Source organism: Janthinobacterium sp. PSPC3-1 (assembly GCF_049896105.1).
In the GTDB taxonomy this organism is placed as follows: Bacteria; Pseudomonadota; Gammaproteobacteria; order Burkholderiales; family Burkholderiaceae_D; genus Janthinobacterium.
In genome coordinates, this window is sequence record NZ_JAFCTQ010000011.1 from 120,255 (window position 1) to 145,098 (window position 24,844).

Below are 24,844 nucleotides of genomic sequence, written 5' to 3' on the forward strand. Positions count from 1 at the left end.
CTCCTTTTATCGGTTGGCCATGGCCGGCACCAGCACGCGGTAGACTTCGATCACGGCAGGACCCATCAGCACCAGCATCAAGGTGGGAAACACGCAGAAGATCAGCGGGAACAACAATTTGAGGGCGATCTTGGCGGCCGCCTCTTCGGCCAGCAGGCTGCGCTTGCCGCGCAGATTGTCGGAATGCACGCGCAGCGAATCGCCCATGCTGGTGCCGAAGCGCTCGGACTGGATCAGCATGGCCACCAGCACGTCGACGTCTTCCACGCCGCTGCGCAGCGCCAGGTTGCGCAGCGCTTTTTCCTTGGTAAAGCCGGCGCGCATTTCCATCAGCACCAGCTGCAGTTCCTGCGCCAGCACCATGCTCTTGATATGGATCTCACCGGACACCTTGACCAGTGCGCGTTCCAGGCTCAGGCCCGCTTCGACGCAGACCGTCAGCAGGTCGAGCGCGTCGGGGATGTTCTCGAAGATGTCGCGCTGGCGCCGCCTGGCCGTGCTGGCCAGGATCAGGTTGGGCAGGTAATAGCCGGCGGTGGCGCTGATGCACAGGAAAAATAACAAGACGCTGCGCATGCCGGCCGCCATGCTGCTGGCCGCATACAGGCCCAGCACGGTGGGAAACAGCAGGGCCAGCACCGACTTGGCGGCAAAATACAGGGCCGGCGCGCTGGCCTGGCGCCAGCCGGCATTCATGAAGCGGGTGCGCAGCGGCGAGCGCTCCCAGCCTTCCTCGGGCAGCGACAGCTTCGAAAATGGCTTGGCTACGCGCGCCACCCGTTCCACCCAGCCATGCTCCAGCGCCACGGCACTGGCCACCGGCGCGGTGGCGCCGAACAGGCGCTGGCGCAAGCTGCCCGGAAAGAAAATCAGCGACGCCGCCACCGCCAGTCCCGCCACCACGGCAAACACGATCACAAGAAACAGCAGTTGCTGGCCGGTCATGGCGCTCTCCCTCGAATCAGGTGTTTTAAATACGAATCTTGATCACTTTGCGCATCCAGATCACGCCCAGCGCCACCATGCCGGCCGCATACCACAGCAGGCGTATGCCGCTGGGATCGGTCCACAGCAGGCTGATGTATTGCGGGTTGACCAGGGACATCACGCCTATCATCACCACCGGCATCAGGCCCAGCACCCAGGCCGACATGCGCCCTTCGGCCGACAGCACGCGCACCTGTCCCAGCAGCTTCAAACGGGCGCGGATGATACGCGCGATGCTCACCAGCACTTCGGCCAGGTTGCCGCCCGATTCGCGCTGCACCAGCACGGCGATCACCAGGTAGCGCAAGTCCGTCAGCGGAATGCGCACGGCCAGGTTCTGCAGCGCTTCATTCATCGGCACGCCGTAATTGATCTCTTCATGGGCCAGCTTGAATTCGCCGCTGATCGGTTCATTCAATTCATCGCCCACCATTTGCAGCACGTTTGAAAACGAGTGGCCGGCGCGCAGCGCGCGCGCCAGGAAATCGGCCGCTTCCGGCAACTGCGCCTCGATCTTTTGCAGCCGCGCCGTGCGCGCGCGCAGCAGGAACAACAGCGGCCCGCCGGCGGCCATCGCCAGCAGCAGCAACACGCCCGGCAAGGGCATCGGCCAGGCCGCCAGCACCAGCAGCGCGGCCAGCAGCACGCCGCCGGCAACGGCCAGGAATTGCGCCACCGACCACGCCAGGCCCGCCTGCAGCAGCAGGCGGTCGAGCGCCTCGCATTGCGGAATTTTCCGCAGCCAGCGCTCCAGACCAGGGGCGCGCGCGTAGCGGCGCTGCTTGAGGATCGAGACCCGTTCGCCGCCCGTCTCGCCGCGCGCGGCCATCAGGCGCAGGCGCCGGCTGATGCGCCGCGCGGCGCTGCCATGCGTGCCCGACCACCACAGCCAGGCGCCTTCCATCATCAGGATGCAGGCGGCGAACAGGACGATGGCAAAACCGTAGAACACCTGGTCCATAATTCCTCCTTAAACGTCTAACAGAACCGTAGCGAGCGGAAGTGATTTGTGGCCGAGAAGCGCAGCTGTGCGAATGCACGGGGCCGCCGAGGCAGTGAGCATCGCAAGCCACAAAGCGCGACGCGCAGTAGGTTCAGTTAGATGTTGTTATTCGTAGATGCGGTCGGGGTCGAACACACTGTCGGGTACCGGCGCGCCGAACATGCGCAGGCGCTCCGTGAAGCGCGGCCGCACGCCGGTGGCGCAGAAGTGGCCCAGCACGCGGCCATTGGCGTCCACGCCGGTCTGCTCGAAGCGGAAGATTTCATGCATGGCGATGATCTCGCCCTCCATGCCCGTCACTTCCTGCAGGCTGACCAGCTTGCGCGCGCCGTCGGTCAGGCGCGACACCTGCATCACCACCGTCACGGCCGAACAGATCTGCTGGCGCGTGGCGCGCGGCGTCAGGTTCACGTTGGCCATGCCGACCATGTTTTCCAGCCGCGCCAGCGCGTCGCGCGCGGTGTTCGAGTGAATCGTCGCCAGCGAGCCTTCATGGCCGGTGTTCATCGCCTGCAGCATGTCGAGCGCCTCGGCGCCGCGCACCTCGCCCAGGATGATGCGGTCGGGCCGCATGCGCAGCGCGTTGCGCACCAGGGCGCGCTGGCTCACTTCGCCCTTGCCCTCGATATTCGGCGGGCGTGTTTCCAGGCGCACCACGTGCGGCTGGCGCAGCGCCAGTTCGGCCGCGTCCTCGATGGTGACGATGCGCTCGCTGCCGGGTATGAAGCCGGACAGCACGTTGAGCAGGGTCGTCTTGCCGCTGCCGGTGCCGCCCGAGATCAGGATATTGATCTTGGCCTGGCCCAGCGCCTGCAGCACCTGCACCATCGGCGGCGTCAGGCTTTTATAGTCGAGCATGTTGGCGATCGTCAGAGGCTGCACCGCGAAGCGGCGGATCGACAGGATCGGGCCATCGACCGCCAGCGGCGGAATGATGGCGTTGACCCTGGAGCCGTCGGGCAGGCGCGCATCGACCATCGGACTCGATTCGTCGACCCGGCGCCCGACCCGCGAGACGATCTTTTCGATGATCTTCATCAGGTGGGCATTGTCATGGAACGTGACGTCGGTCAGCTCCAGCCGCCCGCCGCGCTCGACGTACACCTTGTCGCAGGTATTGACCAGGATATCGGACACGCCCGGGTCGGCCAGCAGCGGCTCGAGCGGGCCGAAGCCCAGCATCTCGTGCTGGATGTCGAGCACCAGGCTGTGCCGCTCGTGCTGGTTCAGCACGATGCGTTCCTCCTCGATCACGCGCTGCACCAGCAGCGCCAGTTCATGCTTGAACTGCTCGGCCGTCAGGCGCTTCAGGCGTTCCAGGTCGATACGGTCGAGTATCGTCTGGTGCATGGTTTTTTTCAGCTCCTGGTAGGCGTGCAGCGCCAGCGCGCCATGGCCGTGGATGGCCGGGCGCGGCGCTTCGTTGGCCGCCAGGCGTTCGCGTAGTGTCATCTCGTCTCCCTTGATGGTTGGTCAGGTATCGCTGCGGCTGAACAGGCGGTCGAACAGGCCGCGGCTTTCCGTCACGCGGCGCTTTGTTACTTGTTCCACCAGGTCGGCCAGGCTGCGCGCCACCGCGCTGGTGCGCGACAGCTGCAGCAGCGGGATGCCCTGGTTGACCGAGTCGGTGGCCGCCAGGTAATCGTTCGGCACCGTGTGCACCACGGCCGCGCCCAGCGCCTGCTCCAGGTCGGCCAGGCGCAAGCGGCCGCCCTTTTCGTAGCGGTTGACGATCAGCCGCAGCCGTTCGCCCGGATAGCCGAGCGAGCGGAAGATGTCGAGCAGGCGGCGCCCGTCGCGGATGTCCGGCAGCGCCAGCTGCAGCACCGGGTAGATGGCGTCGGCGCTGTCGAGCGCGCGCAGCGACAGCGCATCGATCTGGCGCCCCACGTCGAGCACGATGTAGTCGTAGTGCTGGCGCGCCACGGCCAGGATGCGGTCCATGTGCTCGGGCTGCATGTCGACCTTGTGGGCAGGGTCGTCGGCCGCCGCCAGCACGCCGAAGTTCGGCGTCACATGCACCAGGCAGGACGCGAGAAAGGCGCCGTCCATGCGCGAGATCTGGGCGCAGATATCGGACAAGGTCATGGCCGGTTTCTGGTCCGAGACATACAGGGTGGCGTCGCCGAACTGGCCGTGCAGGTCGATCAGCAGCACCTTGCAGCCGGCCAGCGCGGCCAGCGCGTAGGCAAAGTTGGTCGACAAGAAGGTGGCGCCGCTGCCGCCCTTGCAGGAGATAAACGCCAGCACCTTGCCGTCGCGCATTTGCGTCACGCCGGCCTGGATATCGACCCGGTCCATCGCTTCGTGGAAGGCCTTGTGCACCAGGGGCAGCTGCAGCACTTCACGCATGCCGGCGCGCATGGCGCGGATCAGCACATCCTGCTGCTGGCCGCGCGTGAGCAGCATCAACACGGCCGCCGGATACTGGCGCGCCAGGCGTTCGAGCAGGTCGGCCTCGTCGGCGTCGATGCCGCTGGCGTCGACGATCACCAGTTCGGGCGCCTCGGACAACATGCGGTCGACGGCGTCGCGCAAGCCGCTGCGGCGCTCCAGGATGCGCAGCACCGGCATGCGCGCCGCGCCCTGGGCGGCGATTTCATCGTGCAGCGGGATGTCACGGCTAATCATCAAGGCTCTCATTGCACTTCCTTAGAGATAACGGTACGGCGGTCCGGCGATCAAGGGCAAAAGGCGGGGTTGTCCTGGTAGCCGAGCGACTCGGCCACCGCCAGCGTGACGCCGCTGGGCAGGCGCACCGCCTGCGCGCCCGAAGGGAACAGCATCTCCAGCAGCGGCAGGATCGGCCGGTAGGGCACCCGCTCGCAACTGCCACCCGTGCCGGGCAGGCACAGCTGCGCCCGCACGAAACGGATGCAGCTGGCGCCGTGCGGATTGTCCAGGCAGTTGATGCGGTTGCGTTGCGGACAAGCCGGCATCACGCCGACCGGCAGCGCCGCCGGCACGCCGCCGCCACCGGACGACTGCGACAGGTAATCGATGCGCACATACGCGTCGCTGATGGCGCCGCCCAGCGGCAGGCGGCCGGGCGCCGAACGCAGGACGGCCTGCTCGCGCACCGCCTGCACCGCGCTGGCATTGCTGAAGTCGGTGACGGCGGCGGCGCGCGCGGCGCGCCGGGTCATTTCCGGCACCAGGTTCCACAGGTAGACGGCGCGCGCCACTTCCAGCAGCGCAAACAGGAAAATGAAAAACAGCGTCGCCAGCATGGCGAATTCGACGGCAAACACGCCGCCTTCGCGCCGGCGGCGCGCATATGTGGCCTCAGTTCGCATAGCGCAGCACCGCGTTGGCATGCAATGAAATCGGCGCCATCTGCGGCAGCCAGCGCAAGGTCAGGTCGGGCAGGAAAGCGATCGGCAGCTGGGCGACAAACTTCACGCTGACCTGCAGCGGCCGCGTGGGATAGGAGCCGCAGGGATAGCCGCCATCGATGTATACGCATTCGATGCGGATACGGCTGGCATTGAGCACCGGCCCCGTCTCGGCCAGCGCCTGCCGCACCAGCTGCGTGGCAAACGCGGCGGCCTGGGTGGCAGGGACATCATTCGTCATCTGCTGCAGCGGCAAGGTGGCCATGTAGCGCGCCGCGTCCTGCGCACTTTTTTGCACCATCGTGTACATGAACAGGGCGCGTCCGAACAGCAGCACCACCGGCAACAGGCCCATGAAAAACAGCATGATCAGCGCCAGTTCGATCGCCGCCACGCCCTTCTGGCGGCGGCTGGCGCGGCACGGGACATGGCGCCTCATCGCAGCAGCTCCGCCGGGCCGCCCAGCGCCAGTTCGTCGGCCATGCCGGCAAATTCACCGCTCAATACGCTGGCGCTGGCGGGCGCCGTCATGAAAAAGCGCCCGATGCCCAGCACGTTGGCCAGCACGTCGCTGCCGGCCGGCAGGGGGCAGGCCAGCAGGGCGATATGCAGCACGCGGCGCTGCGCCACGCCCGCATTGCCGACGGGCGCCGTCAGGAAAGCGGACGAACCATACGGCGTGCCGCTGGCAGGATAAAAGCTGTTGCTGGCGGGCGCCGTAGGCAGGCCCGGATACAGGCTGGCCCAGGCGCTGTTGGGAAAGGCCGTGTAGTCGCCGGCCGGCTTGGGATCGGCATATTGCACCGCCTTGGCAAACGACCACAGCGGCCCGTAGCTGGCGGGCGCAATGCTGGCGGGCGTGCCGGCGGCCAGCGGCGGCAAGTCGGCCACCGTCAGCAAGGGGGTGCCACCGCTGGCCACCGCGTTCGAGCCGGACGGCACGTTCATCCACCAGTTCGACAAGGCATTCGGAAAGGCGCGGATGTTCGTATCGGGCGGCGCCGTCACGGGGTTGCAGCGGTTGGCGCCATATTGGTTGAAGCGCGCATTGAAGGCTGGCCACAGCGCGGTGGGAAACGGCCGGTGCACATGGATGGGCGTGGCGCCAATCGCCGTGTGCAGCACGCTGCCGCTGCAAATAAAGGGCTCGACGCTGGCATCGCTCAATTGCGCGGAGGATCCGATGGCGCCCAGCGGACCCAGCGGATTGAGCAAGAAATGCTCGGGCGCGGCCCCATGCGGATTCAGGTTGAACAGGTTATAGGCCACGCCGCGCCGAAAACCGAATTCCAGCGCTTCGCGGCGCTCGGGCGGCCCCGGATTGGTGCGCAAGGACGCCGGCGCCGCCGACAGCGCACAGATCGCCAGCGGCGTGATGCGCAGGCTGCTGCGGCCCGCCACCGCGCGCCCGCTGGTGTCGAGCGTGCGCAGGGCCGGCGACCAGGCGCCCAGGAACGCCGTCGTCACCTGCCCCAGCGCCGGCAGGTTGTCGCGCGTGTCGACCCGCACGAACAACGCCCTGGCCGGGTCGGGCACCGCGCCGGCGGCATGCCATGCACCGGCCGGCGCATCGGCCGCGCTGGCAAAGCGGATGCTGTCGTCGGACAGCAGCGCACCCTGCATGCGGCGCCGGTACAGGCTTTGGCCGGCCGCGCTGGCTTTTGCCTTGGTGACGGCATTGGCCAGGCCGGCGGCCGTGCCCACCAGTTCGGGAGCGGCCGCCAGCGCCGCATTGTCGGCCAGGTTCTGCAATTCGGTCTTGCGGCCGATGACCTGGCCGACGTCGAGCGCCAGGCCGATAAACCCCAGCACCACGATCAGCAGGATGGAAAACATGATCAGCATCGCCCCCCGCTGGTGCTGAAGCTGGCTTCTATTTTCCACCGCCGCCTCCCAGCATGAAGGTCACCGGCGGCGGTACTTGCCCGTTCGGCTCGGCAAACGAGGCGCGGTAGCGCTCCATCACGGCGCGCGCGCTGGCGCCGTCCAGGCCGTTGGCCGGCGTGGTATTGCCGGCGGCGGCCGGGTCCAGTACCTGCTGCGCCATGGCCAGGCGCGTGGCCTCGCCGAAGCGCGCGTCGAAGCGCGGCGTACTGCCGCTGCTGCAGCCGGCCAACTGCAGCAGCGGCGCCAGTAATGCCATGCGCGCCAGCCACGCCAGCCGCGCCGACGGCCGTGTCAAGGTGAGTGAAATCGATCGCATGGCATGGCTCCCTGGCTTATTGCAATTCGAAGCCACCCACCGTGGGCGGCGCGGCGGCGGGCACGGACAGCGGCGGCGGCGCGCCTTCCATCTTGCCGCTCAACATCAGATCCATCCGCGATGGCGGCGCCAGCTGCGCCGTCGGCAAAGCCGCGCCGGCGGGCGGCAGCGGCTTGACCAGGTGGGCCGTGATGACGAACAGCAGCTCGGTGCGGTCGTGCTGGAAATCCGTGCTGCGAAACAGCGCACCGAGGATGGGCAGCTCGCTGAGCCAGGGCAGGCCGGTGACGTTGCTGACCTGGTTATTCTTGATCAGGCCGCCGATCGCATAGCTCTGGCCGTCGTACAGCTGCACCGTGGTCGAAGCGCGCCGCGTCGTGATTACCGGCAGGATGGAGCGGCCGCTGACGCCGGCGCTGGAAATGCCCACCCCTTCGCGCGACAGCTCCGACACTTCCGGCGCCACCTTCAGGTTGATGCGTCCACCCGACAGCACGGTCGGCGTGAAGCGCAGGCCCACGCCATACTCGCGCTCTTCCAGGGTGATCTTGTTATTGTCCTGGCCGACCGGAATGAAAATCTTGCCGCCGGCGAGAAAGCTGCCCTCCTGGCCGCTGATCGCCATCACGGTCGGTTCGGCCAGGATGCGCACCAGGCCATCCTGTTTCTGCGCTTCGATGGTCAGCTGCTGGCCGTTCGACTTGCGCAGGTCGAGCAGGCCATTGGCCGCGCCGGTGAGGAAATTCGACAGCAAGGTGGTGGCCCAGCTGCCCGAGGCAAAGCGCAAGGTGGCGCCCACTTCGAGCCGTTCCAGCAGCGACTTCGAGACTTCGGCGATCTGCACCGCCAGCATCACTTGCTGCGGCGCACTGACGTTGAGCATGTTGATGATGCGGCTGGCGGCCCCGCCCGCGCCTGTCGCCGCCGCCGGCGTGGCGGGCGCGGCGCCAGCGGCCGGCCTGGGCAGCGCCAGCGGGGTGGTGGCGCGCCGCACATAGGCTTGCGCCAGCTCGACGGCGCGCAGCACCGCGTCCGCGTCCTGCACCGTGCCCGACAGCACCAGGGTATCGGCGGCGGCCGTGACGCGGATGGCTTTTTCTTCCGGCATCAGTTCGGCCAGGGTCGCGCGCAAGCCTGCCGGGTCCATGCTGACGGTGACATTGACCACGCTGCACACGCCGCTTCGCCCCTGGATAATCATGTTGGTGCTGCCGATGTCGGCGCCCACCACGTACAGCGTGTCCGGCGCCACCAGCATGGCTTGCGCCACCGCAGGATTGCCGACGCTGCGCTGCAGCACCGGCTCGGGCAGGCGCAACATGCTCGACTTGCCGACCTCGAGTTGCAGGTGGCCGGGCGTGGCGGCCGCGCCGCCGCAGCGCGGCGCGCTGTCGGCGGCGGCCGGCGGTGGCGCCGCCGACAGCAGCAAGAGCGGGCACAGGATCGGCAGGGCGCGTTTCATAGCAGGATATCCATGGTTGGGGGCGGGCGGCTAGAAGCATTCGCGCGAGGCGCGCGTACCGTCGATCAGACCGCTGCAATGCCGTGGCGGCGCCACCGCCGCCACGCGGCGCGGCGCCACCGCCGCCACGCGGCGCGGCGCGGCCGGCTTGATGGCAGCGGGCGGCGCGGCGGCCACCGGTGGCTCGGCCGCCGGCTCGGGCGACGGCGTGCCCAGCAGCGTCAATTTGGTGGCGCCGCCGGTGACGCCCGGCTGCGGATCGACCTGGTTGCGCAAGACCAGCGACAAGCTGCCCACGCTGCGCGCCAGGTCCAGGTTTTCCGCTTGCGCCGGCGTCACTTCCAGGGTCACCGCATTGACCACGCGCGGCTTGGTTTCGTCGCGCCCCACCTCCTGCGCCACCGCCAGCACCAGGATGCGTTCGAGCACGATCTTGGAAATATTGCGGCTTTGCGGATAGGTGCGGTCGCCCGCATCCTGCTGCGTGCTGACGATGATGTCGACATAATTGCCAGGCAAGGCAAAGCCGGCCACGCCGATCACGTCATTGACGCGCACGGTGATGGCGCGCCGCCCTTCCGTGATCAGGGCCGACAGGCCACCCAGGGTGCCGGCCGGCGCCAGCTTCGCCTCGCTCAACGGTTCGCCGCGCAGCACGCTGCTTTTCAGCACCCGGCCCGACAGTTTCAGAGGATCTTGCAGCGCGCCTTCCGGCAGGCTTTCCGCCGGCCATTCGGCCAGCCGCAGCATGTCCGGGCTCAGGCGCTGGCCCAGGTTGACGTCGGCCGCGGCGACCACGATCCTGCCCTTGCCGGCAGGGCTCTGGCGCAACAGCCAGTGCGAGGCCAGCAGCACCGCCAGCAAGCCCAGCAAGATGGCCAGCCCCATCATCACCAGTGCGCGGCGGTTTTTCATGCGATGCTCTCGTCGAGCACGGCGTCCTGCGCGTCGCAGCCGGCAAACAGACTGCTCCAGGCCTGCTCCAGCGTGGCCACCGTCAATTGCGCTTCGCTGCCGGCAAAGCCGGCAAAGTCGGCGATGCGGTCCAGCAATTCACGCGGCGTGCTGGCCAGCAGCGGCCGTCCGCTGGCGCCATGCAGCTGGCGCAGCAAATGGTGCAGCACTTGCTCGTCGAAGGCGATGCCGGTGGCGCGGCATTGCTGGCGGAACAGCACGCGGTAGGCGCTCTCGCCCAGCGGCCCGATCCGCACCTTGTAGCCGATGCGGCGCAGCAACGCGGCGTCAAACAGGCCGGCCGGCGCCAGGTTGGTGGCCAGCACCAGGGCAGTGTCGAATGGCATGCCGATGCTGGCGCCGCCACGCAGGCCCAGTTGATCGAGGCCGCAGGCGGCCGGCGGCATCAGCCGCGTCAGCAATTGGGGCGCCGGCAGGCGCTGGCAGCCCAGGTCGTCGATGATCAGCATGCCATTGTTGGCGCGCACATGGGGCGGCGCCTGGTAGCAGCCACCACCTTCGTCATGGCGCAGTTCCAGCATGCCGGCGTCAAGCTCGGCGCCCACCTGGATCACGGGACGCTGGCACAGCACCCAGCGGATATCGGTGCTGCGGCGCTCGAGCGCCTGGCGCGCATGGTTGCCATGCGGTGCCGGCGGCAGGTGCACCGCCGGGTCATACAGGGAAATGATGTCGCGCCCGGCCACCACGGCATGCGGCACCGCCACCAGGCCATGCAGCAACTTGCCCAGTTGCAGCGCCAGCGCGGACTTGCCGCTGCCTGGCGGACCATACAGCAACAGCGAACGCCCGGAATGCAGGGCCGCGCCGATGGTGTCGAGCAGGCCCGGCCCGGCGTGGGCGCCGCCCAGCACCACCGCCAGGTCGTCGCTGGCCACGCGCTGCTCCTGCGCCCGCCAGGACTGGCGCGCCACCATGGCGCGGTACGCGGCCAAAGTGACCGGGGCCGCGCCCAGGTAGGCGCAGCGCGCCATGAAACCCGCGGCATGCTGCTTGCCGGCGCCCGTCAGCTGATATTGCACGTCGATCTCGGATTCGCCACGCCAGGCCACTTCGGCCAGTTGCTCGCCAACCATGAAGTCCAGCACTTCGCGCAGCACATTGATCGACAGCCGCAGCCGCGTGGTGAGCACCGACAAATGGCTCTTGCCGCCCACCAGCATGGCCTTGGCGATCAGTTCCACCACCAGCTGGCGCTCCAGTCCCGTCTCGTGCAGGCTTTTCGGCTGCGGCGGCAAGGGCGGCATCAGCGCCGCATCGGCCGGACGGCTGGTCTCGGCAGTGTAATAATCGACTTCGGTCATGCGATTTCTCCCAACGTGGCCAGCTTGCGAAAGGCAGAATTTCATTCTAGCGAGCAACTTCAGAGCGACATTGATTCGAAGCAATGATCCGTTTCAGAAATAATTTCGTCCCTGTACCAGCAACGTGCCCAGCGCGATCGCCAGGCCATACGGCATGTTGCCGACGCTGGGCTGGCTTGCGGGCGGCGACGGCGCCAGCGCCAGGCCGGCGGTGCGCACCATCAGCGGCCACAGCAACTGGCGCAGATTGCGCCAGCAGGCACGCCAGCTGCCTTGCCAGGTCACGATCAACAAGGCCATCAGGCCACCGAGCACGAACGTGGCAAAGCAGATCAGCAGCGTCGGCCAGGGGCCGGCAAAGGCACCCACCATGGCGATCAGCTTGACGTCGCCGGCGGCCATGCCGCGCAGCAAATACAGAGGTAAAAACAGGAAGAAACCGGTGGCCATACCGCCCAGGCTGTTCCATGGCCAGGATGGCGCCGCCAGCCAGCCATGCAGGCAGAACGCGGCCAGCAGGCCCGCCAGTACCAGCCGGTTGGGAATCTTGCGGCGGATCAGATCGCTGACGGCGGCGGCCGTCACGAAGACCAGCAGCAGCAGGTCGCACAGCACGCTTGTGGACATGAGAAAGCTCCCGTCAAAAAACCCGCCACCGGTTGCCCGGCGGCGGGCACCCGCTTAAGGCGTCAACACCAGGTTGCTCGAAATTTCGGTGAGGACAGACAGCAGGTTGGTCTTGATCAGCAAGAAACCGGCCGTGATGGCAGTTGCCATCAGGGCCGCAATCAGGCCGTATTCGATTGCCGTAATGCCATCCTCATCCTTGACAAATTGCTGTACTGCCGACAGGAAGGTATTCATGACAGGCTCCCAAAAGTGAAACACAAGTCCCTGGCGCAATCGAGTGTGAAACATTGCCCATTCCTGCTACTATGTTTCTTGCCGTAAATTTCTGCGCCATTGCAATGACTATAAATCGCGGGCAATTTGCCAAGTTGACGCGTCACAAGTTTCCATATGGAAATTATCAAGCTTGCGTGAAATGGGGGAGGATCGCGCCTGACCGGGCGACGATGGCGACAGCAGCCGACGCTGCGATGCAGGAATCTCATGTATTTACATGAAATCTTGCATACGTAATTGCCTATGAGGCAAAAAAACATTATCCTGCTTAGCTCTTCTTTGGAAAGGCATCTCGCCGCTGGTTAGTGCCACCAAATAATCCTTGGCTTCTTGTAACGGACGTATATTGCTAGACGCAATGTTGGTATGAAGAATCTTGTGTGACCACTTTCCAGAGAACGACGATGGATTCCCTACTGAAACACATGGTGGACATGACCGGCCACCGCGATCACACCATGCTCGACGTCTCGGTGATCTCGGCGGTGCAGGAGCTCGCTTGCGCGTCGCAAACCCGCGTGCTGGCGCTGAGCAGCGTGCGTGGCCAGGTGTTCGTGCGGGCGCGGGCCATCATCGTGGCGGGCAGTCCGGCGCGCATGGAAGACAATCTCGATCCCGCGCTGCCGGGCGAACCGCTGTCGGACTATCCGGCGCTGGCGGCCTGCATCGCGCGCCATGAAACCAGCTGCGATGCGCTGTGCGCCGATGGCCGCCATCTGCTGTGGCTGCCCATCTGGATCGGCGACCAGGTCACCACCTGCCTGGAAATCACCAACCCCACGCCATACACGGGCGCGACCATCCAGGTGATCGGCGGCATCGTCAGCGTGTACCGCAATTTCCAGAATCTGCTCGATTACAGCGAACGCGATTCGCTGACCGGTTTGCTGAACCGCAAAACCTTCGACGACCAGCTGGCCAAGATCCTGCAATCGCGCGGTGAACTCGACAGCGAAGCGGCGCGCCCGGCCGACGAAGAGCGCCGCCATCACGGCAATACCGAACGGCAATGGCTGGCGGTGGTCGATGTCGACCATTTCAAGCTGGTCAACGACAAGTTCGGCCACCTGTATGGCGATGAAGTGCTGATCCTGATCGCCAACCTGCTGCAATCGTCGTTCCGCTCGCAAGACCGCATCTTCCGCTTCGGCGGCGAGGAATTCGTCGTGCTGCTGCGCTCGATCACCCTGGAAAATGCCCAGAAGATCATCGATCGTTTCCGCATCAACGTCGAAACCCACGATTTTCCGCAAGTGGGCCGGGTCACCGTCAGCGTCGGTTTCGTCAGCATCAGTGCCTTCGAAGCGCCCGTCATCATCCTCGGCCGCGCCGACCAGGCGCTGTACTACGCGAAAAGCCACGGTCGCAACCTGGCCTGCCACTACGATGAACTGGTAGAAAAAGGCATGCTGACGGCCGTCGCCTCGAACGATACCGCCGAGTTTTTTTAAGCGTCCGCCAGCGACAGGAAACGCATCGGATCGACCTGCCACTTGGCGGCCGATTCGTGGCCGATGATCTTGTCGCCGCCGCCAAAGCCCAGCCCGCGCGACAGGTCGACCGTCTCCGGCTTGATGTAGGCGTTGCTCCTGGTACTGAAGAACACATTCACCTTGGGCGCCAGCAAATTGCTCTCGTGGGCCTCGATCACCACGGCCAGGCGGCCCGACTCCAGCTTGACCATCGTGCCTACCGGATAGATACCCACGCAGCGCATGAAGTCCTGCGCGAAGACGGGATTGAAGTGGAATTTGCTCCATTCATAGATCTTGCGCAGCGCATCGGCGGCCGGAATCGCCTTGTGGTAGCTGCGCTCGGACGTCAGCGCGTCGTACACGTCGACGATGGCCGCCATCTGCGCCAGTTCGCCGATGGCGTCGCCGGCCAGGCCGTCGGGATAGCCGCTGCCGTCGCGCCGCTCATGGTGGTGCAAGGCGATATCGAGCGGAATCGGCCCCACCTCCGGCGTTTGCAGCAGGATGGCATGGCCGTCGCGCGGATGGCGTTTCACCAAGGCGAATTCTTCCGGGCTCAAGGGGCCGGGTTTGTTGAGGATGGCGTCCGGCACCAGCGCCTTGCCCGTATCGTGCAGCAAGCCACCCAGCCCGGCCTGGTGGGTGGTGGCCGCATCCAGGCCGCGCGAGCGGCAAAACGCCACCATCAGCGCGCACACGCTGATCGAATGGAGGAAGGTGTAGTCGTCCTTGGTCTTGATGCGCAGCAACCCTACCAGCGCGCCCGGATTGCGCAGGATCGATTCGGTAATATCCGCCACCATCGGCTCGACCCGGTCGATATCGACCGCATTGCCCAGGCGCACATCGGCCATCACCGTGCGCACCAGGCCGGTCGCCTGCTTGCGCAGCTGCGTCGCGCGCGCCAGCTCCATGCCCAGCGACACGCGCGTGACCAGTTGCGGCGCGCTGGCGATCTGCACCAGCTCGCGTTCGATGGCGGCCGCCGCCTGCGCCACGGTGGGCGCATCCTGCACGTCCAGGCCCTTGCTGTTGTCGATCACCACGTCGTGGATGCCGGCGGCGATGATCTTGCGGATTTCTTCGTCGCTGCGCAACAGGAAACGGTTGCGCATGAAAGGATGCGTCATCCAGTCGCAGCTGAGGTCATGGACATACATCCCCACTTTTAATTGGGAAGAATCGACTTTTTTGAACATGCTTTCATCCCACGAGTCGGTCGGCGTGCACGCCGGGGCGCACCAGAAGCGCTAGAATGAGTATAGCAAAATTGCAAGCCCCGGCAACGCCGCCGCCAGCGCATGGTTTTTATGCCACACGCTCCCGTTTCCCTCACCAGATTGCCGTCCATGGAATTGCGTCAACTTCGCTACTTTGTTGCCATCGTCGACCACGGCTCGCTGTCGCGCGCGGCCCTGACGCTGCACGTGGCGCAGCCGGCCCTGACGCAACAGCTGCGCCAGCTGGAAGAGGAACTGGGCGTGCAACTGCTGCACCGCTCGGCCCAGGGCGTGCTCAGCACCGACGCCGGCAAGATCTTCTACGAGCACGCCCAGGCCATCCTGAAACAGGTGGCCGACGCCCGCTCGGCCGTCACGCAAAGCGCCACGCGCCCGTCCGGCAATGTGACGCTGGGCCTGCCGCACAGCATTTCCGGCGCGCTGGCCCTGCCCCTGCTGCTGGCCGCGCGCGCACAGTATCCCGAAATCACCCTGCAACTGACGGAAGAAATCACCGGCAACCTGACCGAGCAACTCAAATCGGGCCGCATCAACCTGGCGGTGCTGTTCGACGACGGGCAACTGACGCCGTTTGCCAGCAGCGCGCTGGTGGAGGAAGAGATGCGCTTCATCTGCCGCAGCGATGCGCCGTTTGCGCCCGACGGCCCGGCCATGTCATTCCAGCAGGCGCTGGCCACCACCCTGATACTGCCCGGTCCGCAGCATGGGGTGCGCCCGCGCATCGACAGCCGCGCGCGCGCCGCCGGGTTGACGGCCACGCACGTGATCGAAATTAATTCGATCGCCATCCTGAAATCGGCGATCCTGGCCGGCATGGGCGCGACCATCTTGCCGGCCGCCCCCATGCTGGCTGAGCTGGGCAGCGGCGCCATGCGCAGCTACGCCATCCATAGTCCGGTCCTGACGCGCACGGTCGCCTTGTGCGCCTCGAAGAACATTCCATTGACCAACGCCGGCGCCGCCGTGAAAAACCTGGTGCGACAGGTGGCGGCGCAGCTGTGCGACAGCGGCCGCTGGCAGGGCGCCCATATGCTGCCACCCGCTACATAAGTAAAACTTATAGCCCCATCGGCAAGGCGTATTTGCCGCGCCCTCTTCCCCGCCCTACACTGAGGCAGCCGCACACACGCGGCAATCCCGTCTGTCCAGCGCGCGCCTTACCGGGCGCCGCCGTTGCGCAGACGTCATCTGAGCCACCCTTTTGGAGACAGCCATGTCCGTGACCACGGAAAACGGCTCCGCAGCGTTCGTCAGAAACGCCGGTGCCGCGCCATCTACGCCCCCCGAATCTTCCCGTTTGACCAGCGTCAGCCTCGACGACAAATACACGGCCACCAGTGGCGCGATCTTTTTGTCCGGCATCCAGGCCCTGGTACGCCTGCCGATGATGCAGCGCCTGCGCGACCAGGCTGCGGGCCTGAACACGGCCGGCTTCATTTCCGGCTACCGGGGATCGCCCCTGGGTGGCCTGGACGAAAACCTGTGGAAAGCGAAATCGCAGCTGGAAGCCCACCATGTGCAGTTCGTGCCCGGCGTAAATGAAGACCTGGCCGCCACGGCCGTCTGGGGTTCGCAGCAGGTCGACCTGATCGGCCCGGCAAAATACGATGGCGTGTTCGCCATGTGGTACGGCAAGGGTCCGGGCGTGGACCGCTGCGGCGATGTCTTCAAGCACATGAACCATGCGGGCACGGCCAAGCACGGCGGCGTGCTGCTGGTGGCCGGCGACGATCACGGCGCGTATTCATCGACCCTGCCGCACCAGTCCGACCACCTGTTTTCAGCCTCGATGATCCCGCTGCTGTACCCGTGCAATGTGCAGGAATACCTGGACCTGGGCATCCACGGCTGGGCCATGTCGCGCTTTTCCGGCTGTACCGTCGCCTTCAAGGCGCTGGCAGATACGGTGGAGTCCTCCGCGTCGATCGATGCCGACCCGTTCCGCGTGGAAGTGAAAATCCCGCACGATTTCGTCATGCCCGAAGGCGGCCTGAACGCGCGCCTGTCGAACATTCCGCTGGGCCAGCAGGCGCGCAACCAGGAAGCGCTGATGCAGGACTATAAAATCTATGCGGCGCTGGCGTATGCGCGCGAGAACAAGCTCAACCACACCACCATCGATAGTCCGAACGCCCGGCTGGGCATCATCGCGTCCGGCAAGTCCTACCTGGATGTGCTCGAAGCGCTGGAAGAACTCGGCATCGACGAAGCCATGGCGGCCGAAGTCGGCCTGCGCCTGTTCAAGGTGGCCATGCCATGGCCGCTGGAACCGGACAGCGTGCGCGAATTCGCGCAAGGGCTCGATGAAATCCTGGTGGTCGAGGAAAAACGCCAGATCGTCGAATATCAATTGAAAGAACAGCTGTACAACTGGCGCGACGACGTGCGCCCGCGGGTGATCGGCAAGTTCGACGAAAAGGGCGAATGGGTGGCGCCGCGCGGCGAATGGCTGCTGACCTCCAAGGCCGATTTTTCCGTCTCGCAAGTGGCCAGGGTGATCGCCAGCCGCATCGCGCGGCTGATCTCGGACCCGGTTACCTGTGACCTGATCAAGGCAAGGCTGAGCTTTCTGGATGCCAAGGATGCGGTGCTGAAAAAGGCTGTCGACACGCCGTTCCGTCCGGCTTTCTATTGCTCCGGTTGCCCGCACAATACCTCGACCAAGGTGCCCGACGGCAGCCTGGCGCTGGCCGGTATCGGCTGCCACGTGATGGCGACATCGATCTATCCGGAAATGAACAAGCTGACCACCCATATGGGCGGCGAAGGCGCGCCGTGGATAGGCCAGGCGGCGTTTTCCACCCTGCCCCATGTGTTCCAGAATCTGGGCGACGGCACATATTTCCATTCGGGCTATCTGGCGATCCGCGCCGCACAGGCCGCCAAGGTCAATATCACCTATAAAATCCTGTACAACGATGCGGTGGCGATGACGGGCGGCCAGCCGGTCGACGGCCTGATCACCGTGCCGATGATGGCGCAGCAGGTGGCAGCCGAAGGCGTACAACGCATCGCGCTGGTGACCGAAGACCTGTCACGCTATGCGGACCGCGCCAACCTGCCGGCGCATTTGACCTTGCACGACCGCAAGGACATGGATGCGGTGCAGCGCGAACTGCGGGAAATCCCGGGCGTTTCGGTATTGATCTACGACCAGACCTGCGCCGCCGAAAAGCGCCGCAGAAGGAAAAAAGGCGAGTATCCCGACGCCGCCAAGCGCATGGTCATCAACGACGCCGTCTGCGAAGGCTGCGGCGACTGCGGCGTGCAGTCGAACTGCGTCTCGATCTTGCCGAAAGAAACGCCATTTGGCCGCAAGCGCACCATCGACCAGTCATCGTGCAACAAGGATTACTCGTGCGCCAAGGGCTTTTGCCCCAGCTTCGTGACGGTCGAGGGTGGCAGCCTGAAAAAGACCAAAACCGGCACCAGCAAGCAGGATGATTTCGGCCCCTTGCCGGAGCCCGTGCTGCCGGCCTGCGACGCGCCGTACAACATCCTGATCAACGGCATCGGCGGCACCGGCGTGATCACGGTCGGCGCGCTGATGGGCATGGCGGCCCACCTGGAAGGCAAGGGCGCGTCGGTGCTGGACATGACGGGCATGTCGCAAAAGAACGGTTCCGTCACCTCGCACGTGAAGATCGCCGCCACGCCCGCGCAGATCCGCGCCCAGCGCATCGCCACTGGCGAAGCCGACCTGATCCTGGGCTGCGACATGCTGACGGCCGGTGCCCAGGACGCCATCTCGAAAATGCGCCCGGGCCGCAGCCTGGCCGTGGTCAACCTGCACGAACAGCCGCCAGGCACCTTCGCGCAAAACGCCGACTGGCAATACCCGACCGCACAGGTGCGCCAGCTGATCGAGGAGTCGGTGGGCGGCGTGGACGCGGCCGACTTCATCGATGCCACAAAGCTGGCCACCGCGCTGATGGGCGACTCGATCGCCGCCAATCTGTTCATGCTGGGCTACGCCTGGCAAAAGGGCCGCATCCCGCTGACCGAAGCGGCGCTGCTGCGCGCGATCGAATTGAATGGCGTCGGCATCGAGTCGAACAAGAAAAGTTTCCTGTGGGGCCGGCGTGCCGCCGTCGACGTGCGCAAGGTGACGCAGATCGCCACGCCATCGCAGGCGATCGTCATGCAAATGCCGCAAAGCCTGGATGCCGTGATCAAACAGCGCGTGGAGTTTCTCACCGCCTACCAGGACGCGGCCTATGCACACGGCTACCAGACCTTGGTCAACCAGGTGCGCGACCGCGAAAACGTGCTGGGGCTGGGCCAGAAACTGTCGATGGCGGTGGCGGAAAGCTACTTCAAATTGCTGGCCTACAAGGATGAATACGAAGTCGCGCGCCTGTACACGGATGGCCGTTTCGCCCTGCAACTGCAGCAGCAGTTCGAAGGCAATTTCTCGGTCAAATTCAACCTGGCGCCACCGCTGTTTGCGAAAAAGGACGCGAAGGGACACCTGGTCAAAGCCGAGTTCGGTTCCTGGATGTGGCATGCCTTCACCTGGCTGGCCAAGGCCAAGGGCCTGCGTGGCGGCGCGTTTGACCTGTTCGGCTACACGGCCGAGCGCAAGATGGAACGGGCTTTGATCGTCGCGTACCGCGAACTGCTGGCCGGCCTGCTGGTGAACCTGACGGCCGACAACTACACCACCTGCGTGGACCTGGCGGCCCTGCCCGAAAAAATCCGTGGCTTTGGCCATGTCAAGGAGCAGGCGGTGGCAACGTATCGCAAGGACCAGGCACGGCTGCTGGCGGTGCTGGCGGCTGGAACCAAATACGCGGCCTAACGCTCTAAGGTAGGGCGTGCTTCGCGCAGCCCTTTGCTGAATTTCTATCACACTAGGAAAACGACAAAGCCATTTCCCCCTTATAAATCATATAGTTGCTATCACATGGCCAAGCACTGGATCGCTCAGGCAATCGCGCTGCTGCAATCGAGCCGCGATCCGGTGCCGCACGAGATCAACGAGCTGGACTGGAAGCTCAGCTTGTCCGATAACAAGGAACGGCTGACCGAGCATCTGATTGCCTTTGCTAACTATCCGCAGGGAGGCTACCTAATCTACGGCATCAGCGATGCCGGTGCCATGCTGGCCGGCGTCGATCAGGGACAAGTGCAAAATGCCATCTTGCAGCTCACCCATCTGGGCCGCGACGCAGTGGAGCCACCACTGCTACTCGATCATGCGGTCATGACAGTGGGCGCGGTACCCTTGCTGTTCATTTACATACGCGAACAAACGACCAAACCAGCACACCGGCGTGGAAAAAACATCGACGAGACATGGGTGCGTTCGGGCGGAACAACGCGCAAGGCATCCCGCCAGGAAGTCGGCGCGCTGCTGCTCAATAGCCATGCGCCGCGCTGGGAAGAGTTACGCGCGACAACCCTGCTTGATGTCGATCAGGTCATTGCACGCCTGGATCTGCCGAGCATATCGACACTCCTGCAACGCCCGCTGCCAGTGCGCCAGGACGAGCTGATGCGCTGGCTGGAAGCGGAAAACATGGTCGTCTTCGATGCCAGCGGCTACTACATCACCAATTTTGGCGGTATCGCCGCCGCTCATGAGTTGGAGCAATTCGACCATCTCGGCCGCAAACGCCTCCGTATCATCCGCTATGCTGGCCGCAACAAGGTCGATACCATCGACGAGCAGCTTGATAGCAAAGGATATGCGATTGGCTTTGAGAGCGTAATCGCCTATTTGCTGCGCATCTTGCCACACTCCGAAGTCATCCAGCAGTCCTTGCGCGAGCGTGTCGGCCTGTACCCTGAAATCGCCTTGCGTGAACTGACGGCAAACGCCTTGATCCACCAGGATTTCAGTATCACCGGGGCTGGCCCCACGATTGAAATCTACGCTGACCGCATCACTTTTACCAATCCAGGCGAGCTGCTTCCCAGCAAGCGCCTGGACCGTCTGATCGGCACGACGCCCGAGTCACGCAATGAATTGCTGGCCTCCAAATTTCGCCAATATCGTATCTGCGAGGAACGCGGCACGGGGTTTCAGAAAGTGGTTTCGGCCATCGAATTGTTCGGCATGCCGCCAGTCGTCTTCACGCCGCTGGCAAACGGCTTTCAAGTGACCCTGCATGCGCCAAGACGGTTTGCCGACATGTCGCAAGCCGAACGCGTGGAAGCCTGCTATCAGCATGCGGTACTCCAATATTTTTCCAGCCAGACCTTGACCAATACCACCTTGCGGGCACGCTTCAAGGTCAGCGAACGCCAGCGCAATCAAATCACCAATCTGATTGCCGATGCTGTCGCGGCAGGACGCATCAAACGCAAGGACAGTAGCAGTGGCAATAAATTCGCGGAATATGTCCCGTATTGGGCCTGAGATGTAGCCACAGCTACTCTGTGGTGCAACGCCCCACCGTCGCCCCCGGCAACAGCACCGGCTGCCAGATTTCCTGGAGTTTTTCCGGTGGGGTGCCGGCCAGCAAGGCTTGCAGCATTTCGACCATCTTGGCGCCGGCGCGGCGCAAATCGGGTTGGGCGATGGTGGTGACGTCCAGGCCGATCAGGCTGTCTTCCACATTGCCCCAGACGATCACCGAGATTTCCTTGCCGATGGCGATGCCGGCGTCCATCAGCGCGCGCACCGCGCCCACGCCGGACAAATGGTTGTCGACGATGACGGCGGTGGGGCGCGGCGTTGCGGCCAGCAGTTGCTGCATCGCCTGGTAGCCGCTGCGGCGATCGAGGGCCTGCTCCAGCAGGTGGCGCGGATCGGCCTGCAAGCCCGCTTGCGCCATGCAGCGCAGAAAGCTTTGCTTGCGTTGATAGGCGAAATGCAGGCCCTGCGGTGCGCTCAGCAAGGCGATGCGCTGGTGGCCATGCGCCAGCAGGAAGGAAACGGCCAGGTCGATGCCCGTGTCGTGGTCGTAATCAAAATACGCGTATGGCGCGTCGGTGCAGGTGCGGCCATGGGCGACAAACGGAAAACCGGCCTGCATCAGGCAGGCGATGCGCTCATCCTTCACCTTGGTACGCCCCACCACCAGGCCATCGACCTGATGGCTGCGCACCATGGTTTCATACGACGGCAGTTCGTTTTGCGGCGAGACGGGCGAGATGATCAAGCTCATTTTCGACGCTTCCACCGCGTCGGACATGCCGTTGACCACCGACAGGAAAACGCTGTCGCCCAGGTCGTTGGGCTGCAAGGGGAAAATCATGCCCAGCACATTGCTGCGGCCGACGGCAAGGCTGCGCGCCAGCGGATTGGGCCGGTAGCCGACTTTCTTGGCGGCGGCCAGGACAATTTCACGGGTACGGGAATTGACTTCCGGATAGCCATTCAATGCCCTGCTGACTGTCGTTTTGGACATGCCCAGGGCGATGGCGAGGCTCTTGAGATTCATGTTGACTACCTGTCTGCAGGGCCATCAAGCTGTGGTAACCACCGATTATAGCCGAGAGAACCTTGCAAACCGCTGACAGATGCCAGCAAGAATGGTGTAAAAACAACATTACCACTGATATGGAAAAAACATCCTGGCAAGAGGCTGGGCATACCATCAAGCTGGCCTGCCTGAATCACTATCGCCATGCCAGTCAATCGCGGCATCGATAGCACGCACTTACTTCAGGCATTTCTCAGGCATTTCTCAGGCATTTTGCTCTCTGCGTTAAGCAGCGCACGCCTGGATTATCAAGAAAGCACAGATTCCTGGCGATGTGCGAAAATTTATCCTACTCTTGATTCAGGTTAAGCCGTTCCCACTGATCCGCGCATACCCAAGGTGACTATTGTGGCCTCCCTCTCTTCCATCAATTCCCTGCAGGCCAGCCTGGCAACGGCGCAACGGCGGGTCGAACAAGGCCAGAACCAGGTGCAGCGCGACAGCGAGCAACTGGCAGACAGCCGCCGCCAGCTGATCAAGGAAAAAGAGCAGCTCAGCGATACCCAGCGCAGCAGCCAGCAGGCGCAGGCCAGCAGCGCCGAGCCGATCAAGGTGCCGCAGCTGGACCAGGCGATCAAGGTGGCGGTGCCGCAGCAACTCGGTCCCAATAGCGCCCAGCCATTGCAGCCTCAGCTGAACAGTTTCGGACAGTCGATCGGCCGCCTGATCAATGTAACGGCATGAGGTGGTTGCGGATCAATCGGCCATTTCCTGCTCCACCACCGTCAGCCACCATTTCTCGCCGCGCTGCGGCTGGCGCAAGTTGACGGCTTCGCCCATCCGCGGCGTGGCCAGGTCGACGCCGCGCTTGGCGGCCAGCGCCGCGATGCGGTCGAACGGCTCATGCCAGGCATGCAGTCCCAGGTCAAAGGTGCCGTTATGCACCGGCATCAGCCACTTGCCTTTCAGATCCAGGTGCGCCTGCAAAGTCTGTTCGGGCTGCATGTGCACATCCGGCCACAGCTTGTCATAGGCGCCCGTTTCGATCATCGTCACGTCGAAGGGTCCATATTTTTCGCCGATCTGCTTGAAGCCATCGAAATAGCCGGAGTCGCCACTGAAAAACACGCGCAGTTGCGGCGCCTCGATCACCCACGAAGCCCACAGGGTCTTGTTGCCGTCAAATAAGCCGCGTCCCGAGAAATGCTGCGACGGCGTCGCCACCAGGCGCACACCGTCGATGGTCACGCCCTGCCACCAGTCAAACTGCTGCACCTTGGCCTTGGGCACACCCCATTCCACCAGGGTATCGCCCACGCCCAGCGGCGTGAGGAAATGCTCGGTCTTGGCCGCCAGCGCCAGCACGGCCGCATGATCTAGATGGTCGTAATGGTCGTGCGACAGGATGACGGCCTTGATCGGTGGCAATTCATCGATGCTGATCGGCGGCTGGTGGAAGCGCTTCGGCCCGGCCCATTGCACCGGCGAAGCACGTTCGGAAAACACCGGATCGGTCAGGAAGAAATGGCCGTCAAGCTTCAGCAACAAGGTCGAATGACCGAGGCGAAACAGGGTATCGTCGGGCGCCGCCAGCAACTGGGCCCGGGTCAGGGCCAGGACCGGCACCGCCTTGGTCGGCACCGTGCTGGCCGGTTTGCCGACGGCAAAGGCCCACATCAGCTTCATGGTATCGAGTCCACCCAATTTTTGCATGGTGACCGGATTGCGGAACTTGCCGTCTACACGTTGCAAGACGGTCGGTGCGGCAGGCTCGGCAGGCGCGGCGCGCAAAGTGCAAGAACTGATGCTCATCAAGACTCCCAGAAAGATAATGTGATGCAAGGACATATGCGGCCCGTCGTGTCAAATACAAGGAAAATTTACACTACACAGTGTAGTTCCAATTTCAGGCAAAGTAAACCAAGAGGTGTAAAATATTGTTTTCAAAGGAGATTTCAGCCATGGCCTCACCGCAACGCTTGACCGACCGCAAGCGCGTCGACATCGTCGATGCCGCTATCGCCGAGTTTCGCGAGCACGGTTTTGATGCGACCAGCATGGACAAGATTGCCGCCACGGCCGCTGTTTCCAAGCGCACCGTGTACAACCATTTCCCCAGCAAGGACGAACTGTTCTCGGAAATCCTGCAGCGCATGTGGGAAAGCAGCGTGGCCCAGCCAGCCGTGCCCTATATGGCGGACCAGCCGCTGCGGCCGCAGGTACTGGCACTGGTCGAACAGAAAATGGTGTTGCTGTGCGACCCGGCGTTCATCGACCTGGCGCGCGTGGTGTTTGGCGAGACCATCCATTCGCCGGCGCGCGCCCAGGCCATGGTGGCGCGCCTGAATGAAAAGGAAACCGGCCTGAATATCTGGATCCGCGCGGCCCAGCAGGACGGCCGCATCAAGGCGGGCGAGACGCTGGAAGTGGCGCACCTGTTGATGTCGCCCCTGAAAACCTTTGCCTTCTGGCCGCAGATCACCCTGGGCGAACCTCTGCTGGCCCCGGAGCGCCAGCGCGAAGTGGGCGCGCTCGCCGTCGACATGTTTCTCTGTTATTACAGCGTCAGCAAATAAGGGA

The 24,844-nt window shown here is 64.3% G+C and carries 22 protein-coding genes; 6 read left to right on the forward strand and 16 right to left on the reverse strand.

The window, feature by feature from the left end; all coding sequences use genetic code 11:
* Positions 1-6: 6 nt before the first annotated feature.
* The 13 genes from ACP7B7_RS14105 to ACP7B7_RS14165 all read right to left on the reverse strand — a co-directional run bounded on the left by ACP7B7_RS14105 (position 7) and on the right by ACP7B7_RS14165 (position 12,133).
* Positions 7-945: a type II secretion system F family protein gene (locus tag ACP7B7_RS14105; RefSeq protein WP_308923418.1), complete on the reverse strand. Its 939-nt coding sequence runs from the start codon at positions 943-945 to the stop codon at positions 7-9.
* A gap of 25 nt (positions 946-970) precedes the next feature.
* On the reverse strand, positions 971-1,948 hold the full coding sequence (locus ACP7B7_RS14110; protein ID WP_426077054.1) for a type II secretion system F family protein: 978 nt from the start codon (positions 1,946-1,948) through the stop codon (positions 971-973).
* Positions 1,949-2,095: 147 nt separating this feature from the next.
* Positions 2,096-3,442, reverse strand: coding sequence for a CpaF family protein (locus ACP7B7_RS14115; RefSeq protein ID WP_308923416.1), 1,347 nt, complete (start codon positions 3,440-3,442; stop codon positions 2,096-2,098).
* Positions 3,443-3,463: 21 nt separating this feature from the next.
* Complete coding sequence (locus ACP7B7_RS14120) at positions 3,464-4,633, reverse strand: AAA family ATPase (protein WP_308923415.1); 1,170 nt, start codon at positions 4,631-4,633, stop codon at positions 3,464-3,466.
* 38 nt (positions 4,634-4,671) lie between these two features.
* The gene (locus ACP7B7_RS14125; protein WP_426077055.1) at positions 4,672-5,286 is read right to left on the reverse strand and encodes a TadE/TadG family type IV pilus assembly protein; all 615 of its coding nucleotides are present in this window, start codon (positions 5,284-5,286) and stop codon (positions 4,672-4,674) included.
* Positions 5,276-5,764 (reverse strand): TadE/TadG family type IV pilus assembly protein, encoded by a 489-nt coding sequence (locus ACP7B7_RS14130; protein WP_426077056.1) that lies wholly within the window; start codon positions 5,762-5,764, stop codon positions 5,276-5,278. The genes ACP7B7_RS14125 and ACP7B7_RS14130 overlap by 11 nt, the downstream gene beginning before the upstream one ends.
* Positions 5,761-7,170: a pilus assembly protein TadG-related protein gene (locus ACP7B7_RS14135; protein ID WP_426077057.1), complete on the reverse strand. Its 1,410-nt coding sequence runs from the start codon at positions 7,168-7,170 to the stop codon at positions 5,761-5,763. The genes ACP7B7_RS14130 and ACP7B7_RS14135 overlap by 4 nt, the downstream gene beginning before the upstream one ends.
* 28 nt (positions 7,171-7,198) lie before the next feature.
* A complete protein-coding gene (locus tag ACP7B7_RS14140) occupies positions 7,199-7,528 on the reverse strand; it encodes a hypothetical protein (RefSeq protein WP_308923412.1) in 330 nt (109 codons plus the stop codon).
* Between the two features lie 16 nt (positions 7,529-7,544).
* Positions 7,545-8,990 (reverse strand): type II and III secretion system protein family protein, encoded by a 1,446-nt coding sequence (locus tag ACP7B7_RS14145; RefSeq protein ID WP_426077058.1) that lies wholly within the window; start codon positions 8,988-8,990, stop codon positions 7,545-7,547.
* 30 nt (positions 8,991-9,020) lie between these two features.
* The gene (gene cpaB / locus ACP7B7_RS14150) at positions 9,021-9,905 is read right to left on the reverse strand and encodes a Flp pilus assembly protein CpaB (RefSeq protein WP_426077059.1); all 885 of its coding nucleotides are present in this window, start codon (positions 9,903-9,905) and stop codon (positions 9,021-9,023) included.
* A complete protein-coding gene (locus ACP7B7_RS14155; protein ID WP_308923409.1) occupies positions 9,902-11,269 on the reverse strand; it encodes an ATP-binding protein in 1,368 nt (455 codons plus the stop codon). The genes cpaB and ACP7B7_RS14155 overlap by 4 nt, the downstream gene beginning before the upstream one ends.
* Positions 11,270-11,362: 93 nt before the next feature.
* A complete protein-coding gene (locus ACP7B7_RS14160; RefSeq protein ID WP_426077060.1) occupies positions 11,363-11,896 on the reverse strand; it encodes an A24 family peptidase in 534 nt (177 codons plus the stop codon).
* Positions 11,897-11,950: 54 nt separating this feature from the next.
* The gene (locus ACP7B7_RS14165; protein ID WP_065310268.1) at positions 11,951-12,133 is read right to left on the reverse strand and encodes a Flp family type IVb pilin; all 183 of its coding nucleotides are present in this window, start codon (positions 12,131-12,133) and stop codon (positions 11,951-11,953) included.
* Positions 12,134-12,579: 446 nt separating this feature from the next.
* Between ACP7B7_RS14165 and ACP7B7_RS14170 the strand changes: the two genes are divergently transcribed.
* On the forward strand, positions 12,580-13,626 hold the full coding sequence (locus tag ACP7B7_RS14170) for a GGDEF domain-containing protein (RefSeq protein WP_308923407.1): 1,047 nt from the start codon (positions 12,580-12,582) through the stop codon (positions 13,624-13,626).
* Here the strand turns inward: ACP7B7_RS14170 and ACP7B7_RS14175 are convergent.
* The gene (locus ACP7B7_RS14175) at positions 13,623-14,849 is read right to left on the reverse strand and encodes an HD-GYP domain-containing protein (RefSeq protein WP_426077061.1); all 1,227 of its coding nucleotides are present in this window, start codon (positions 14,847-14,849) and stop codon (positions 13,623-13,625) included. The genes ACP7B7_RS14170 and ACP7B7_RS14175 overlap by 4 nt on opposite strands.
* A gap of 150 nt (positions 14,850-14,999) precedes the next feature.
* On the opposite strand from ACP7B7_RS14175, the gene ACP7B7_RS14180 reads away from it, so the two are divergent.
* The 3 genes from ACP7B7_RS14180 to ACP7B7_RS14190 all read left to right on the forward strand — a co-directional run bounded on the left by ACP7B7_RS14180 (position 15,000) and on the right by ACP7B7_RS14190 (position 21,255).
* Positions 15,000-15,941, forward strand: a complete 942-nt coding sequence (locus ACP7B7_RS14180) for a LysR substrate-binding domain-containing protein (protein ID WP_426077062.1) — start codon at positions 15,000-15,002, stop codon at positions 15,939-15,941.
* 163 nt (positions 15,942-16,104) lie between these two features.
* On the forward strand, positions 16,105-19,692 hold the full coding sequence (locus ACP7B7_RS14185; RefSeq protein WP_426077063.1) for an indolepyruvate ferredoxin oxidoreductase family protein: 3,588 nt from the start codon (positions 16,105-16,107) through the stop codon (positions 19,690-19,692).
* A 105-nt stretch (positions 19,693-19,797) separates the two neighbouring features.
* Positions 19,798-21,255, forward strand: coding sequence for an ATP-binding protein (locus tag ACP7B7_RS14190; RefSeq protein WP_308923403.1), 1,458 nt, complete (start codon positions 19,798-19,800; stop codon positions 21,253-21,255).
* 13 nt (positions 21,256-21,268) lie between these two features.
* Here ACP7B7_RS14190 and ACP7B7_RS14195 read toward each other — a convergent pair whose 3' ends face one another.
* The gene (locus ACP7B7_RS14195; RefSeq protein WP_308923402.1) at positions 21,269-22,282 is read right to left on the reverse strand and encodes a substrate-binding domain-containing protein; all 1,014 of its coding nucleotides are present in this window, start codon (positions 22,280-22,282) and stop codon (positions 21,269-21,271) included.
* A 390-nt stretch (positions 22,283-22,672) separates the two neighbouring features.
* Here ACP7B7_RS14195 and ACP7B7_RS14200 point away from each other — a divergent pair, with 390 nt between their 5' ends.
* Positions 22,673-23,008 carry a hypothetical protein gene (locus tag ACP7B7_RS14200; RefSeq protein ID WP_308923401.1) on the forward strand — a complete coding sequence of 112 codons (336 nt, stop codon included), beginning with the start codon at positions 22,673-22,675 and terminating at the stop codon, positions 23,006-23,008.
* A gap of 12 nt (positions 23,009-23,020) precedes the next feature.
* Here ACP7B7_RS14200 and ACP7B7_RS14205 read toward each other — a convergent pair whose 3' ends face one another.
* Positions 23,021-24,076 (reverse strand): MBL fold metallo-hydrolase, encoded by a 1,056-nt coding sequence (locus ACP7B7_RS14205; protein WP_308923400.1) that lies wholly within the window; start codon positions 24,074-24,076, stop codon positions 23,021-23,023.
* A 149-nt stretch (positions 24,077-24,225) separates the two neighbouring features.
* On the opposite strand from ACP7B7_RS14205, the gene ACP7B7_RS14210 reads away from it, so the two are divergent.
* On the forward strand, positions 24,226-24,840 hold the full coding sequence (locus ACP7B7_RS14210; RefSeq protein ID WP_308923399.1) for a TetR/AcrR family transcriptional regulator: 615 nt from the start codon (positions 24,226-24,228) through the stop codon (positions 24,838-24,840).
* Positions 24,841-24,844 lie beyond the last annotated feature (4 nt).

Excerpts from the sequence above, each read along its gene's own strand:
- ACP7B7_RS14105 (WP_308923418.1), bottom strand. The coding sequence starts at position 945 with ATGACCGGCCAGCAACTGCTGTTTCTTGTGATCGTGTTTGCCGTGGTG.
- ACP7B7_RS14110 (WP_426077054.1), bottom strand. The coding sequence starts at position 1,948 with ATGGACCAGGTGTTCTACGGTTTTGCCATCGTCCTGTTCGCCGCCTGC.
- ACP7B7_RS14115 (WP_308923416.1), bottom strand. The coding sequence starts at position 3,442 with ATGACACTACGCGAACGCCTGGCGGCCAACGAAGCGCCGCGCCCGGCC.
- ACP7B7_RS14120 (WP_308923415.1), bottom strand. The coding sequence starts at position 4,633 with ATGAGAGCCTTGATGATTAGCCGTGACATCCCGCTGCACGATGAAATC.
- ACP7B7_RS14125 (WP_426077055.1), bottom strand. The coding sequence starts at position 5,286 with ATGCGAACTGAGGCCACATATGCGCGCCGCCGGCGCGAAGGCGGCGTG.
- ACP7B7_RS14130 (WP_426077056.1), bottom strand. The coding sequence starts at position 5,764 with ATGAGGCGCCATGTCCCGTGCCGCGCCAGCCGCCGCCAGAAGGGCGTG.
- ACP7B7_RS14135 (WP_426077057.1), bottom strand. The coding sequence starts at position 7,170 with ATGCTGATCATGTTTTCCATCCTGCTGATCGTGGTGCTGGGGTTTATC.
- ACP7B7_RS14140 (WP_308923412.1), bottom strand. The coding sequence starts at position 7,528 with ATGCGATCGATTTCACTCACCTTGACACGGCCGTCGGCGCGGCTGGCG.
- ACP7B7_RS14145 (WP_426077058.1), bottom strand. The coding sequence starts at position 8,990 with ATGAAACGCGCCCTGCCGATCCTGTGCCCGCTCTTGCTGCTGTCGGCG.
- cpaB (WP_426077059.1), bottom strand. The coding sequence starts at position 9,905 with ATGAAAAACCGCCGCGCACTGGTGATGATGGGGCTGGCCATCTTGCTG.
- ACP7B7_RS14155 (WP_308923409.1), bottom strand. The coding sequence starts at position 11,269 with ATGACCGAAGTCGATTATTACACTGCCGAGACCAGCCGTCCGGCCGAT.
- ACP7B7_RS14160 (WP_426077060.1), bottom strand. The coding sequence starts at position 11,896 with ATGTCCACAAGCGTGCTGTGCGACCTGCTGCTGCTGGTCTTCGTGACG.
- ACP7B7_RS14165 (WP_065310268.1), bottom strand. The coding sequence starts at position 12,133 with ATGAATACCTTCCTGTCGGCAGTACAGCAATTTGTCAAGGATGAGGAT.
- ACP7B7_RS14170 (WP_308923407.1), top strand. The coding sequence starts at position 12,580 with ATGGATTCCCTACTGAAACACATGGTGGACATGACCGGCCACCGCGAT.
- ACP7B7_RS14175 (WP_426077061.1), bottom strand. The coding sequence starts at position 14,849 with ATGTTCAAAAAAGTCGATTCTTCCCAATTAAAAGTGGGGATGTATGTC.
- ACP7B7_RS14180 (WP_426077062.1), top strand. The coding sequence starts at position 15,000 with ATGGAATTGCGTCAACTTCGCTACTTTGTTGCCATCGTCGACCACGGC.
- ACP7B7_RS14185 (WP_426077063.1), top strand. The coding sequence starts at position 16,105 with ATGTCCGTGACCACGGAAAACGGCTCCGCAGCGTTCGTCAGAAACGCC.
- ACP7B7_RS14190 (WP_308923403.1), top strand. The coding sequence starts at position 19,798 with ATGGCCAAGCACTGGATCGCTCAGGCAATCGCGCTGCTGCAATCGAGC.
- ACP7B7_RS14195 (WP_308923402.1), bottom strand. The coding sequence starts at position 22,282 with ATGAATCTCAAGAGCCTCGCCATCGCCCTGGGCATGTCCAAAACGACA.
- ACP7B7_RS14205 (WP_308923400.1), bottom strand. The coding sequence starts at position 24,076 with ATGAGCATCAGTTCTTGCACTTTGCGCGCCGCGCCTGCCGAGCCTGCC.
- ACP7B7_RS14210 (WP_308923399.1), top strand. The coding sequence starts at position 24,226 with ATGGCCTCACCGCAACGCTTGACCGACCGCAAGCGCGTCGACATCGTC.